The sequence below is a fragment of the Streptomyces sp. NEAU-sy36 genome (genome assembly GCF_013423905.1).
GTDB classification, from domain to species: domain Bacteria; phylum Actinomycetota; class Actinomycetes; order Streptomycetales; family Streptomycetaceae; genus Streptomyces; species Streptomyces misionensis.
The window spans coordinates 1,454,429-1,467,203 of the sequence record NZ_CP058977.1 but is presented as its reverse complement, the minus strand read 5'-3'; the positions used below and the strand labels follow the sequence as shown (position 1 = coordinate 1,467,203).

Genomic DNA, 12,775 nt, shown 5'->3' with positions numbered 1-12,775 from the left:
TTGGGGAGTCACCGTGACCTGTTACGACCGACGTGATCTGGGCCTGCTGCTGCTCCGGCTGGGGACGGGCGGGGTACTGGCGGCGCACGGCGCGCAGAAGCTGTTCGGCTGGTTCGGCGGACACGGCCTGGAGGGCACCGGCCAGTTCATGGAGTCCGTCGGCTACTCCCCCGGCAAGGCCAGCGCGACGGCCGCGGGCCTCGCGGAGGCGGGCGGCGGCACGCTGCTCGCCCTGGGCCTGGCCACGCCGGGAGCGGGCGCGGCGGCCGCGGGCGCGATGGCCGGCGCGGCGGCGGTGCACGCGCCCAACGGCTTCTTCGCCCAGGAGGGCGGCTACGAGCACGCGGCCACCCTGGGCCTGGCCGCCGCCGGCCTCGCCGTCACCGGCCCGGGCCGGCTCTCCCTCGACCACGCCCTCGGCCACGTCCTCGACCGCGGCTGGATGGTCCCCGCCGCCCTCGCGGCCACGGCGGCGGGCACGGCCCTGGTGGTGGGGGCCCGCACCAGGCGGGTGCGGGCGAAGGCGGCGGGGGAACAGGAGGCGCTGTTCGAGGAGGAGAGCGTCAAGGAGGACTAGGGTCTTTCGTTTGGATCAGGCCGGGCTCGCGGGGCCCGGCCGCCGGATCAGGCCGGATCGGCGGCGGGGGAGGCGGCGTGCCGCCGGGGCGTGGCACCCTGCGGGACATGACCGACCAGCTTCCCGCCCCCGCCCCGCTCTGGCCCACCGTCGACGAACTCTTCTCCCGCATGGAGGCCACCCGCGTCCGCTCCGGCCAGGAGGACCTGCTGCTGCGCATCCTCAAGCTGTCCGAGGAGGTCGGCGAGGTCGCGCAGGCGGTGATCGGGGCCACCGGGCAGAACCCCCGCAAGGGCTTCTCCCACACCTGGGACGACGTCCAGGCGGAGCTGTGCGACGTGGCCATCACCGCCCTGATGGCCCTGCGCACCCTGACCCCGGACGCCCCCACGGTGTTCGAACGGCATCTGGCGGGCGTGCGGGACCGGCCGCAGAAGCCGTCGGCGTAGGGCCGTCAGCTCAGCGGCACGCCCGCGCCTTCCAGCCGGCGCAGCTCGTCGGGCGTGAACGTCGGCCCGCCGGTCGGCGGACGCCGGGGCCCGAGGGCCGCCGCGAGGAGCACGTCCGGGCGGACCAGGACGGTCGGCGGGGCCTGGAGGGTGAGCACCTCGGTGAGGGCCGTGGCGACGCGGAAGCTGCCGATGGCCGTGTACGACAGCCGGCTCACGTAGCGGTGCAGCAGCCGGTCGCCGAGGTTCGGCCGCTTGCCCTCGGTGGTGGGGTAGTGCACGTCCTGCCCGACGGCGAGGGACCAAGCGGTGTCGACGGGCCGGGCGATGGCGCGCTGGGCCCGCCGGGCCAGTCCGTCCGTGAGTCCGCCGGCCGCCAACCGCCGCAGCGCGAGGGCGCCTTGGGCCGCCACCGACATGCCCTGCCCGTAGATCGGATTGAACGCGGCCACCGAGTCGCCCAGCGCGACCAGCCCCTCGGGCCAGTCCCGCAGACGCTCGTAGTAGTGGCGCCGGTTCGTCGTGGTGTGGGTGACGGTGACGTCGGTGAGCGGCTCGGCGCGGGCCAGCAACTCCGCGATCAGGGGGTGGCGCAGACCGCGCGCGTACGCCTCGAACGCGTCGGCGTCCGCGGTGGGCCGGGCACCCGGCGGCCCGTAGAGGCTCACGTGCCAGCGGTCGCCCTCGATGGGCACGATGGATCCCGCGCCGCCCGGACGCCGCGGGTCGGCCAGCACGTTGACCACCGGCCAGCCGTCGGTGGCGACCGGGGCGCGGTAGATCCTGCTGGCGTACGCCAGTCCGGACTCGATGCGGTCCTCGGCCAGCCCGGTGACGCCGAGTCCGGCCAGCCAGCGCGGGGTGCGGGTGGACCGGCCCGAGGCGTCGACGACGAGGTCCGCGGCGAGTTCGGTCTCGGTGCCGTCGGCGGCGCGCAGCCGCACCCCGGTGACCCGTCCGCGGCCGCCGAGCAGCCCGACGACCCGGCAGCCGGCACGCGCCCCGACCCGGGGGTCCGCGAGTACCTGCCGGCGCACCACGTGGTCGGTCAGATCGCGGTCGGCGGCGATCAGGTACTGGGTGGTCCTGCGCCACCGCCGGTACCAGCCCTCGGCCGAGAGGTAGACCATGTTCGTCGTCATGGGCACCCGGTTGGCGCCCGCCGCCACCAACTGCTCGACGGTGCCGGGCAGCAGGGCGTCGATGGCGTCCGCGCCGCCGGACAGCAGGGGGTGGACGTGCGCGGCCTGCGGCACACCGGTACGGGGCTCGGGCCCGGCGGGCAGCTCGTGCGCCTCGATGATCTCGACGGCGTCGACGGCGTCCTTCACGGCGGCCGCGGCGAGCATGCCGGCGAGACTGCCTCCGATGACGACGGCGCGGGTGGGCTGCTGACGGGGCTCAGTCACGGTGGCTGCTTTCTGCCTGGGCGGCGCGGGAGCGCTCGCGGAGGGCGGACAGGACGGGCGAGGACAGGGCCCGGGACAGGGGGATCAGATCACGCGGCTGCCGGGGCGGCGGGTCCGCGGGCCGCTCGGGGACGGCACCCGCCCGGGACCGGCGGGCGCGGGCCGCGATGACCATGGCCGCCTCCGCCGTCGCCTCGGCGGTGGCCGCGTCGTCGCCGCGGTCGAGTGCGGCGCGCAGCGCCCGCTCGCGCACGGCCGGGTCGTAGTGCGGGGCGAGCGCGAGGAGCGCGTCGTAGATGCTGGTCCTGCGGCGGGTGAGCCGTACCGCGGGAGAGGACCACCAGGGCAGGGAGGTGCGGACCGCGCCGGGCGTGGGCACGTCCCGCAGTTCCTCCCACAGGGGCGTCAGCCGGCGCAACTGCCGCAGCGAGCGCGCCGATTGCGCGAGCGGCGGCCCGGCGAGGGGCAGCCCGAAGCCGCAGACCACGAAGGCGGCGGAGGGGGCGGCGGTCTGCGGGGCCACTTGGTCGATGAGGAAGTCCCACCGGTGCCCGGCCCAACGGCCGCCGATGGCCACGAGCTTGACGACGTCGTAGCACACGTGCAGCAGATAGCCGGGCGCCAGGATGCGCAGTCCGGCCCGCAGCGAGCCGTGGACCTGCTTGGACCAGCGCCAGCACAGGACGCTGGTGGCCATCGTGCCCACGCCCTGGGCCACGAGGTAGGTCAGGATCATCTCGCGGATGAACGGGGTGCTCGCGTAGTAGCCGTCGAACAGGGTGAGTTGCTCCACCGGGGCACGCCCCGCCCAGAACAGGACGTTGATGGCGACGACGACCAGGCCGTAGACGAGGACGCACACCCGCGAGGCGCGCCGGGTCCGCTCGGCGGGCGCCGGCCGCCAGTTGATGATCAGCAGCAGGCTGGCGCCGCCGAAGACGGCCAGCGCGGAATAGGCCAGCGGCGCCGCGAAGTTGGGCACGCCGGTGACCCGGTTGATCTCGGCGATCGAGTCCGGCGCGGCGAAGAAGAAGACCAGCGCGCCGTCGAAGAGCAGCAGGACCACGGAGCCGAGCAGCAGGTCGCGGCGGTGGCGCAGCAGCGCGGGCACCTTCAGCAGACAGATCAGCAGCAGCAGCGTGCCGCAGAGGTAGAAGACGGTGTTGTCCGGTCCGTGGCTCACGGCGGTGGGGGCTCCTCGGGCGGCTCGGTCGTGTCCGGGGTCAGCAGCCGCGGATGCGATGCACCAGCGACACCCGGATACGGCCCTCCAGCCGCTCGGGGTCGGCGAGCGACCGCGCCTCGGCCAGCGCCTCGCGCACTCCGGTGGCGAACCGGTACCCGAAGAACTCGGCCTCCTCCTCCTGGCGGACCACGGCCGGGTCGTCGGCCCGCAGGGCGATGTGGAACCCGAGGTCCATCCGCTCCCCGGGCGTCGCGGCCGAACCGTCGCCACCTTCGTCGCAGACGCCGGCGACCAGGTCGCGCAGGGCGTCCGGCATCCCGTCGCCGAGCGCGCGGGAGGCGGCCGGGCCGTGCGCCGTCAGGGACCCGCAGTGCCCCTCGAACATGTGCCAGACCTCGTGCCCGATGATGACCAGCTGGTGGTCGAGGTCGGTGTTCCGCTCGTACGCGATCACGTCCTGGCCGGCGCGGTCGATCCACAGTCCGCTGGCCAGTTCGGGCGGAAACGCCACGGCGTGCAGCCGCACGGGCCGCCCCCGCACCTGTGTGACGGCCCTGCCGACGGCGGGCAGGAGGGTGTCGTCACCGCCGGGCACGTCGAGCGCGGCGAACAACCGCGAACCGAGCCTGCGCATCGCCCTGGTCCCGGCGCTCACCGCACTCCTCGGCAACGACGGAGGAGCCCTCCCCCGCCCTGACCCCGAAGCGCCGTCGGAAGAGACGGGACGGACTCCACCGGCGTACTCCCAGAATGTGCAACGACTCCAGTTGGCGTGCGCACGGCACCCTACCGGAGGGGGTGTGCGGGCTCAACGGCGGTTTGCGGCCAGGGCCGGCGGCGGCTGAATCCTCGTCGGCCGGCGCGGCAAGCTGTCCGGCGAGGCGGGCGCCGGCCTGCACGGATGCAACCGCTCCAATCGCTGCCTGGCTCGATAACCCAGCGGCGACCACGCCCGGTTGTGCGATAGCGTGGCCGTGCGCCGCATACCCCTCCCCGGAGGGTGTACGAACCGCGGGTCGCGGGATGAACGGATGACAGTGGTCTCACCCCTTAGGTGAGGACGGACGCCCGGTGGGCTTCCCCACCGAATCCGGGATCCCGACTCCTCCAAGGAGATGCTCAGCATGACCCCTGTCGAGTACAAGCCCCCGCGCCGCACCTGGTTCCGTGAGGTACTTATCGGTGTCACCGCCGGAGTTCTCTCGGAACTTGTGCTGAGGGCTTTGGCGGCGACGGCGCATCTGCTCGTCTGATACGAGCAGAGCGGCGGGTCCCGGGGAGACCCGCCGTCGTTCATCGGGTTACCCTTCCTGCCTGTTGTCGCGGCCCGACGGGCTTCCGGTTTCGGACACGCCCCCACCCGCACGATTCGCTTCGTGCCCTGGGGGACCCCTCCGTGCTTTTTGGCAGCTCGGCATCCGAAATGCGTCATCTGCTCTCGCCGCAGCCTGGCGTACCAAACCTTCCCCTGACCGACCGGCTCATCTCCGAGCACCGCGAGGTCAAAGGAACGGTCCCGAGCCCTGGGGACATCGCATCGTGGAACAACAGCATTCCCATCGTCATCGACGAACTCCTGCAGTGCGGTCGAGGCGAGGTCCAGGTACTCGTCGAGTTCGGTCTACCGCACACCGACAGCGCGGTTGACCTGGTCCTTTGCGGTCAGCGTCCGGGCACAGGCACACCGTCCTATGTCGCTCTGGAACTCAAACAGGTACGCGACGCGACTGTGCACCCGGAGTGCCCCACCGTTGTCGACCTCGGCTACGGCGAGTACAAGCCGCATCCCACACGGCAGATACAGCGCTACTGCGAGTACATGACGCGCTATCTCCCTCCGCTTCGGGAGAATGACGACTGCCTCACGGGGGCCGCGTTCCTGCACAACGCCAGGGATGAGCACGTATCCGCACTCTTCGATCTGCCCGAGACGCAACATGGCACTCTGTACACCCTCGACGACCTCGATCTCTTCCGTCGCATGCTCACCTCCTGTTTCACCGAGGGCTCGGGAAGCGAGGCCGCCCGGATACTGGTCGAGGCGAAGCGGGACCCGCTGCGAAAGGTCACCGACATCGCACGCCAACGGTCCGTCACGGGTGGCGGACTGACCCTGCTCGACGAGCAGCAGGTGGCCTTCGACCTCATCCTCCGTCACGTGGAACGTGAAGTCCTGAACGGGAACTCGGGACGCAAGCGCGTCTTCGTCTTCCGAGGCGGCCCGGGGAGCGGAAAGAGTGCCGTGGCGCTGGAGATGCAACGAGCACTTGGCCTGCGATGCCACCTCGCCGTGCTGGCGAGCGGCTCACACGCGTACACGGAAACCCTGCGTGAGACTCTTCTGAACACCGCTCGCCGGGGCGAGGTGAGCAGGAAGCGTGCAGCAGGCTTGAAGATGTACCGCTACTTCAACAGCTTCCAGGACGTCGAGCCCGACAGCGAGGAAGTCATCATCTGCGATGAGGCACATCGCATGCGCCGGTCTTCCACCGACAGATGGACGACTCAGGAGAGCCGCGAGGAGGACCGGCCTCAAGTGGACGAACTGCTCACCGCAGCCAGGATCCCGGTCTTCCTTCTCGACGATCACCAATCCATACGCCCCGACGAGGTCGGCAACGCCGCGTATCTACGTGAGTATGCCGAGAGCCAGGGATGCGAGGTCACGGTGACGGAACTCGAGCGGACTTTCCGAGCGGGAGGCAGTAAGCGTTACCAGGGATGGGTGCAGCAGCTTCTAGGGTTCACCGACCTGGATGCGGCGCCGTGGAGACCAGACGGCCGGATGCAGCTACTGGTGGCCGACTCCCCCAGCGACCTGGAAGAGTTCGTTCGGGAACGGCACCTGGAGGGCGCTACGGCACGGATCACCGCGGGCTATTGCTGGCCGTGGAGCAATCCAGAAGACGGCACCCTGGTACCCGATGTCCAGATCGACGACTGGCGCAGACCCTGGAATGTCAAGCCACAGCACCGTGTGCCGGACGCTCCACCGGCCAGTCTGTGGGCGACAGACCGTCGCGGTATCGACCAAATCGGCTGCGTCTACACCGCCCAGACGTTCGAGTACGACTGGAATGCGGTCATCATCGGCCCCGATCTCCTGTGGCGGGGCGGCCGCTTCGTCGTGGACCCGTCGGCCTCGAAGGACCCCGCCTTCCGAGGCGCCCCCGAAGACATCGTCAAACGGTGCATCCGGAACGCCTACCACGTCCTGCTCACCCGAGGCGTGGCCGGCACCGTGGTGTACTCACCGGACGCCCGTACCCAGAGCGCGTTGCGTCGTCTCATCCCGGGCACCATCAGCCGGCAACAGATCCTCGGCTCTCCCACGAGGCCCCTCACAGCCGAGGGGGCCGCCGTACCCCCTTCCTACCGGAGACCCCGCCAGTAAACTTGATCGGAGTGTCGTTGCGGCCCGCCGGGCTTCCGCTCCGCAGCCGCGGAGTCCGAAGGACATGCCCCCACCCGCGCGAGTGACTTCGTGCTGCCTGGGGGGAAATCCTTGCTGTTCCGCGACTCCGCCACCGCGGTCGCTGCCGAGATTCTGGCCGGTTCGCTGTTTCTGCGCATGACCGAGCAGTTCGTGCATCGCCACGGTTACCGGCCGGGCCCCTCCGAAGTGCGGGCCTGGGAACGCAGTATCCCCGCTCTCACCAACGTGCTGCGTGACGCGGGGCTCGGCGACGTGGAGATGCTGCTGGAGTACGACCTCCCCCTGACCAGTAAACGAGCCGACGTTGTACTCGCGGGGGTGCATCCGCGGACGGGAGAGCCGTCGTACGTCGTTGTCGAACTCAAGCAGTGGAGTCAGGCACAGCCCGAAGACGATGACCCGCTGCGGTGCCGTGTTGATGCGTACGCCCGACCCGTGCTGAATCCGATCGAGCAGGTACGCGGATACTGCGACTACCTCGTCGCGTTCAATGGAGCGCTCGCCGACAACCCGGACCGGATATCGGGCGCGGCCTTCCTCCACAACGCGACCGAGTTCGGCATCAGTGGCCTGTACGAGGCCGGGCAGAGCGAACGAGGAATGCTCTTCACCGCGGAGCGGCGAGGGGCCTTCATCGACCATCTACGTTCGAAGCTGGCTCCTGTCTCCGGTGCGGGTGCGGCAGACGCCCTGCTCTCGGGCAAGGTGAAGCCGTCCAGGCAGTTGATCGCCCTGGCAGCGCAGGAGGTGCGCGAACGCGAGCAGTTCGTGCTGCTGGACGATCAGCGAGTCGCGTATGAAACCGTCCTGACGGCCGTCCGCAAGGCCAAGCAAGCCGATCACAAGGAAGTGGTGATCGTCACGGGCGGTCCGGGGACGGGCAAGAGCGTCATCGCCCTGTCGCTCTTGGGCGAGCTGTATCGACGCGGGGTGTCGGCACTGCACGCGACCGGGTCGCAGTCCTTCACAAAAACCATGCGCAAGGTGGCGGGTGCCCGCAAACGCGAAGTCCAGGACCTCTTCAAGTACTTCAACAGCTTCATGACAGCCGAACGGAATGGTCTCGATGTCCTGATCTGCGACGAGGCACACCGCATTCGTGAGACGTCGGCGAATCGTTACACCCGGGCCCAGCACCGTACCGGCAAGCGGCAGATCGACGAGTTGATCGACGCCGCCCGCGTTCCGGTCTTCCTGCTCGACCAACACCAGGTCGTACGTCCCGGCGAGATGGGAACGATCGAGGAAATAAAGGCAGCTGCCGAGTCGAAGGCACTACGGTGCACGGTGGTACCCCTGGACAGCCAGTTCCGTTGCGGCGGCAGCGACGCCTACCTGCGCTGGGTGCTCCGCCTGCTGGGCCTCGAGGGTGACGGGCCCGTGCCATGGGAGCCTGACGGAAAGGTGAGGCTCCTGGTCGCGGAAACTCCGCAGGAAATGGAAGATTTCCTCGACGCACGCCGCGCCGAGGGCTACGGGGCCCGGATGTCCGCCGGGTACTGCTGGAAGTGGACGACAAAGGTGCCTCCGGGGCAGTCGCTCCCCGCAGACGTTGTGATCGGGGACTGGGCGCGCCCCTGGAACGTGTACGGCGAGCGGTCGGTCCTGGGGGCTCCACCGTCGGCTCTCTGGGCCACCGACCCGGCGGGCTTCGGGCAGGTCGGTTGCGTCTACACCGCCCAGGGTTTCGAGTACGACTGGAGCGGGGTCATCATCGGTCCCGACCTGGTGTGGCGCGGCGACCACTGGATCATCGACCGCTCTGCCTCGAAGGACCCCGCATTCAAAAAGTCCACGCCGGACGCGGATGTCGCCCGACTGATCCGCAACACGTACAAGGTGCTCCTGACGCGCGGCATGACCGGCACGGTGATCTACTCGACAGACCCTGAAACGCGCGCGAAACTGCGGGAACTCGTCGCGTCGGCCACGTCCGCACCGCTGTCCCTGTCCGGCTGACATCCGCGTCCGCCACTGCTTCAGGACGGGAATGCGCATGGCCGAGGCGCGACTCGTCCGCGCCCTCTGACCCCACTTGGATACCGCAGCCGAATCACTGGCATAACGGTTACTGGCAGACGAGTCGGGCTGTACGCCGGGTTCTGTTCCCCGGGTCCCTCGCGGGGCCCGGGGCGACGGCCATCCATCTAGGGCCGGTGTTGCCACCGGCCTCGTGCGGTCTACCCGCGGACTCGGGCGGGCAGCCCTCGGTCGTCCGCGCAGAAACACCGGGGTGTTTCCTTTTGACCTTGCTCCGGGTGGGGTTTACCTAGCTGCCCAGGTCACCCTGGGCACTGGTGGTCTCTTACACCACCGTTTCACCCTTACCGAGGACCGAGGTCCCCGGCGGTCTGCTTTCTGTGGCACTGTCCCGCGGGTCACCCCGGGTGGCCGTTAGCCACCACCCTGCCCTGTGGAGCCCGGACGTTCCTCGGGAAGCCCCCTGGGGGACTTCACGCGGCCGCCCGCCCGGCTCGTCTGCCGTGCCGACCATGGTACCGGTCCGCGCACGGGGCCGTGGACCGGCGGTGCGCCGGGGCCGGGCCGGGGCCGGGCGTCGGTGATCACGCCGTTCTTCGTGCGCTTCGCGCCGAATCGCCCCCCGGCTCGGGCCGAGGCCGTGCGGGGTGCGCTACGTATGGGGACCGGAGGGGAGGACGGATGAGGACGGTGCACCGGCTGGTGCTGCACGAGGCCCGGGTCTTCGGGAGCCTCGCGCTGTGGGTGGGGCGGCGCAGTCAGGGGACCGCCGGCGGGCGGGCGTTCGGATACGCGCGGGGGCAGGGCTCGACCCTGCTGGGGCTGGCGTTCGTGTGCGTGATCGAGACGGTCGGCGTGGCCGCGATGCTGCGCGACTGGCCCGCCGCGCACCACGTGATGCTGGTGCTGGACAGCTACACCGTGCTGCTCGTCCTCGGCCTGCACGCGGCCGGTGTGGTGCGCCCGCACGTGCTGACCGGGGACGCGCTGCGGGTGCGGTACGGGGTCCGGGCGGACGTGCGGATACCGCTGGGCGCGATCGGGGCCGTGCGGCGGGAGACCCGGATGACCCACGCGTACGCGGCGGGGGAACTCGATCTGCCCGTCGGCTCCCAGACCTCGGTCACCCTCGAACTCGCCGAACCGGTCCCGTACGTGACGTTGCTCGGCCGTCGCGAGGAAGTGCGCGTGGTGCGGCTGTACGCCGACGATCCCGGCGCGCTCGTCCAGGCCCTCACGCGGGCGTGAACAGGGGTTTCGCCCTGCCGGGGGCGGCCTGGGCCAGGCGGACCCGCAGGGGTTCGCCGAGGGGCAGGCCAGGGCCCTCGACCCGGCCGATGACCGCCGGGGAGGCCAGCTGGACGGTGCCGGTGCCCGGACGGCGCTCGTCCACGTCCACCACGCAGGCGTCGAAGACCTCGCCGACCCGGTCCTTCAGCAGGGCCGCCGCCACGATGCCGATTGCCTCGTGCTCCACCGTGGCCGCGCGCTGCGCGCCGTCGGCCATCCGGTGGGGCAGGGCGTCGAGCGCGGCGAGGACCCAGTCGGGCGTGGGCCGGTCGGACACCGCGCTCAGGCAGAGTTCCAGGGCGTAGCGGTCGGCGAGGCGCCGCAGGGGGGCGGTGCAGTGGGCGTAGGGGGCGGCGACGGCCGCGTGCGTGGTGATCGCGGGCAGGGCGCCGTCGCGGAAGACCGTGTAGCCGGCGCCGCGCAGCAGGGTGGTGCACTCCTGAAGGAAGGCCGCGTGATGGGGTTCGCGCGGGTCGAGGGCGCTGATCACGGCCGCGTACGGCACATGGTGCGGCCAGTCGATGCCGAGGGCCCGCGCGGTACGGCGCAGCCGGGCGACCGCGCCGTCCGGGGCGGCGGGCAGGGTGCGCAGGATGCCGGTGCCCAGGGCGAGCATCAGATCGGCGGCGGCCATGCCGGTGAGCAGGGAGAGCTGGGCGTTCCAGCCCTCGGCGGGCAGTGACGCGCGGTACGACAGCGCGTAGGTGTGGTCCCGTTCGGTGATCCGCTGCTCGGGCACGGACAGGGAGATGCCGCCGCGCTCGGCCTCCTGCCGCTCCCGGGCCCGGCCGATCTCCGCGAGCAGGGCGACCGGCTCCTCGGCGGTGCCCGTGTCGATCATCCGCTGCACGGCCGCGTAGTCGAGCCGGGCGCGGCTGCGGACCAGGGCCCGGCGCACGTCGACGGCGATGGTCCGGCCCAGCTCGTCCAGGTCGAGCGTCCACAGCACGGCGGGCCGGGTGCGGCCGGGCAGCAGGCCGGCCGCGTCCTCGCTGAGCACGGCGGGGTGCAGCGGCACCCGCTCGTCCGGGAAGTACAGGGTGTTCACCCGCCGGTGCGCCTCCGCGTCCAGGGCGCCGCCGGGTGCGACGAAGTGGGCGACGTCGGCGATGGCGTACCGCACCCGGTAGCCGGTGCCCTGCCGGGACAGGTGGGCGGCCTGGTCGAGGTCCGGGGAGCCGGGCGGGTCGAGGGTGAAGAAGGGGATGTCCGTGGCGTCGTACGACGGCGGGGGCGGGGCCTTCGCGGCGCGCTCGGCCTCGGCCCTGGCCTCCGGCGGGAAGTCCTCGGGGATGCCCATGCCGGTGCGCAGGGCGGCGAGCGCGGCCCTCAGGGGTGCCTCGGGGGCGCCGGTCACGCGGATCTTGCGCGGGGGCATGTGTCGAGCGTAGGGCGGGGGGACGCGGGCGGCACTCCGTGCGGGGGCGGCCGGCATCCCTTGCGGGGCACGCGGCGTCCCGTACGGGGGCGGGGAGCATCCCTTACGGAAGCACGCGGCGTCCCGTACGGGGTGGAGAGCATCCCTTACGGGGCACGCAGCGTCCGTGCACGGGCGGGGAGCCCCGCGCTCCCTTCCCCGGCCGTACCCCGCCGACGAGCCCGTACGCTGGCCGCGAGCGCAAGAGAAGGAGTACGTGTTGCTGGTCCTGCTGCCGCCCTCGGAAGGTAAGGCCGACTCGGGCAAGGGTGCCCCGTTGCGGTTGGAGTCGCTGTCCCTGCCGGGGCTGACCGCCGCGCGGGAGGCCGTGCTCGGGGAGCTGGTCGCGTTGTGCGCGGGCGACGAGGAGAAGGCGCGCGAGGTGCTGGGGCTCAGTGAGGGGCTGCGCGGCGAGGTCGCCAAGAACGCGGCCCTGCGCACGGCCGGCGCCCGTCCCGCCGGGGAGATCTACACCGGTGTCCTGTACGACGCCCTCGGCCTGGCTTCCCTGGACGCGGCGGCGAAGCGGCGGGCGGCGCGCTCGCTGCTGGTGTTCTCCGGGCTGTGGGGCGCGGTGCGGGTGACCGACCGTATCCCCTCCTACCGCTGCTCGATGGGGATCAAGCTGCCCGGGCTCGGGGCGCTGGCCGGGCACTGGCGGGCGCCGATGGCCGAGGTGCTGCCGGCGGCGGCCGGGGACGGACTGGTGCTGGACCTGCGCTCGGCGGCGTACGCGGCGGCCTGGAAGCCGAAGGGCGAGGTCGCGGAGCGGACGGCGACGGTACGAGTGCTGCACGCGCCGACGCGGAAGGTGGTCAGCCACTTCAACAAGGCGACGAAGGGGCGGATCGTGCGGGCGCTGCTGTCGTCCGGGGTGACGCCGGCGGACCCCGCCGAGCTGGTGACGGCGCTGCGGGAGCTGGGGTACGCGGTGGAGGCGCAGGCGCCGGAGCGGGCGGGGAAGGCGTGGGCGCTGGACGTGCTGGTGGAGGAGGTCCACTAGGGGCGGCCATGACCGAGATGGCGTTGCA

The 12,775-nt window shown here is 71.6% G+C and carries 11 protein-coding genes and 1 other RNA gene; 7 read left to right on the top strand and 5 right to left on the bottom strand.

The genetic code is table 11. The annotated features are described in order from the left end of the window. Positions 1–13 precede the first annotated feature (13 nt). Both HZZ00_RS06630 and HZZ00_RS06625 read left to right on the top strand, forming a co-directional pair. Complete coding sequence (locus tag HZZ00_RS06630) at positions 14–577, top strand: DoxX family membrane protein (RefSeq protein ID WP_180331331.1); 564 nt, start codon at positions 14–16, stop codon at positions 575–577. 107 nt (positions 578–684) lie between these two features. Then, positions 685–1,026 (top strand): MazG-like family protein, encoded by a 342-nt coding sequence (locus HZZ00_RS06625; protein ID WP_180331330.1) that lies wholly within the window; start codon positions 685–687, stop codon positions 1,024–1,026. Between the two features lie 5 nt (positions 1,027–1,031). Here the strand turns inward: HZZ00_RS06625 and HZZ00_RS06620 are convergent, their stop codons facing one another. From HZZ00_RS06620 to HZZ00_RS06610, 3 genes are read right to left on the bottom strand one after another with little or no spacing between them, the layout of a single operon-like run. Then, entirely contained in the window at positions 1,032–2,375 is a 1,344-nt protein-coding gene (locus tag HZZ00_RS06620; protein ID WP_180333410.1) for an NAD(P)/FAD-dependent oxidoreductase, read from the bottom strand. 52 nt (positions 2,376–2,427) lie between these two features. Beyond that, positions 2,428–3,618, bottom strand: coding sequence for an MAB_1171c family putative transporter (locus HZZ00_RS06615; protein WP_180331329.1), 1,191 nt, complete (start codon positions 3,616–3,618; stop codon positions 2,428–2,430). A gap of 40 nt (positions 3,619–3,658) precedes the next feature. Beyond that, positions 3,659–4,276 (bottom strand): toxin-antitoxin system, toxin component, encoded by a 618-nt coding sequence (locus tag HZZ00_RS06610; RefSeq protein WP_180331328.1) that lies wholly within the window; start codon positions 4,274–4,276, stop codon positions 3,659–3,661. A 469-nt stretch (positions 4,277–4,745) separates the two neighbouring features. Here HZZ00_RS06610 and HZZ00_RS38230 point away from each other — a divergent pair, with 469 nt between their 5' ends. From HZZ00_RS38230 to HZZ00_RS06600, 3 genes are all read left to right on the top strand, one after another. Further along, positions 4,746–4,874 (top strand): DUF6408 family protein, encoded by a 129-nt coding sequence (locus tag HZZ00_RS38230; RefSeq protein WP_257585688.1) that lies wholly within the window; start codon positions 4,746–4,748, stop codon positions 4,872–4,874. 170 nt (positions 4,875–5,044) lie between these two features. Beyond that, entirely contained in the window at positions 5,045–7,015 is a 1,971-nt protein-coding gene (locus tag HZZ00_RS06605; protein ID WP_180331327.1) for a DUF2075 domain-containing protein, read from the top strand. 111 nt (positions 7,016–7,126) lie between these two features. Then, a complete protein-coding gene (locus tag HZZ00_RS06600) occupies positions 7,127–9,016 on the top strand; it encodes a DUF2075 domain-containing protein (RefSeq protein WP_180331326.1) in 1,890 nt (629 codons plus the stop codon). A 116-nt stretch (positions 9,017–9,132) separates the two neighbouring features. Here the strand turns inward: HZZ00_RS06600 and rnpB are convergent. Beyond that, positions 9,133–9,534, bottom strand: an RNA gene (gene rnpB / locus HZZ00_RS06595) — RNase P RNA component class A. 184 nt (positions 9,535–9,718) lie between these two features. On the opposite strand from rnpB, the gene HZZ00_RS06590 reads away from it, so the two are divergent. Beyond that, on the top strand, positions 9,719–10,285 hold the full coding sequence (locus HZZ00_RS06590) for a hypothetical protein (RefSeq protein ID WP_180331325.1): 567 nt from the start codon (positions 9,719–9,721) through the stop codon (positions 10,283–10,285). Here the strand turns inward: HZZ00_RS06590 and HZZ00_RS06585 are convergent. Beyond that, positions 10,272–11,705 (bottom strand): RNB domain-containing ribonuclease, encoded by a 1,434-nt coding sequence (locus tag HZZ00_RS06585; protein WP_180331324.1) that lies wholly within the window; start codon positions 11,703–11,705, stop codon positions 10,272–10,274. The genes HZZ00_RS06590 and HZZ00_RS06585 overlap by 14 nt on opposite strands. Positions 11,706–11,964: 259 nt before the next feature. Between HZZ00_RS06585 and yaaA the strand changes: the two genes are divergently transcribed. After that, on the top strand, positions 11,965–12,747 hold the full coding sequence (gene yaaA / locus HZZ00_RS06580) for a peroxide stress protein YaaA (RefSeq protein WP_180333409.1): 783 nt from the start codon (positions 11,965–11,967) through the stop codon (positions 12,745–12,747). Positions 12,748–12,775 lie beyond the last annotated feature (28 nt).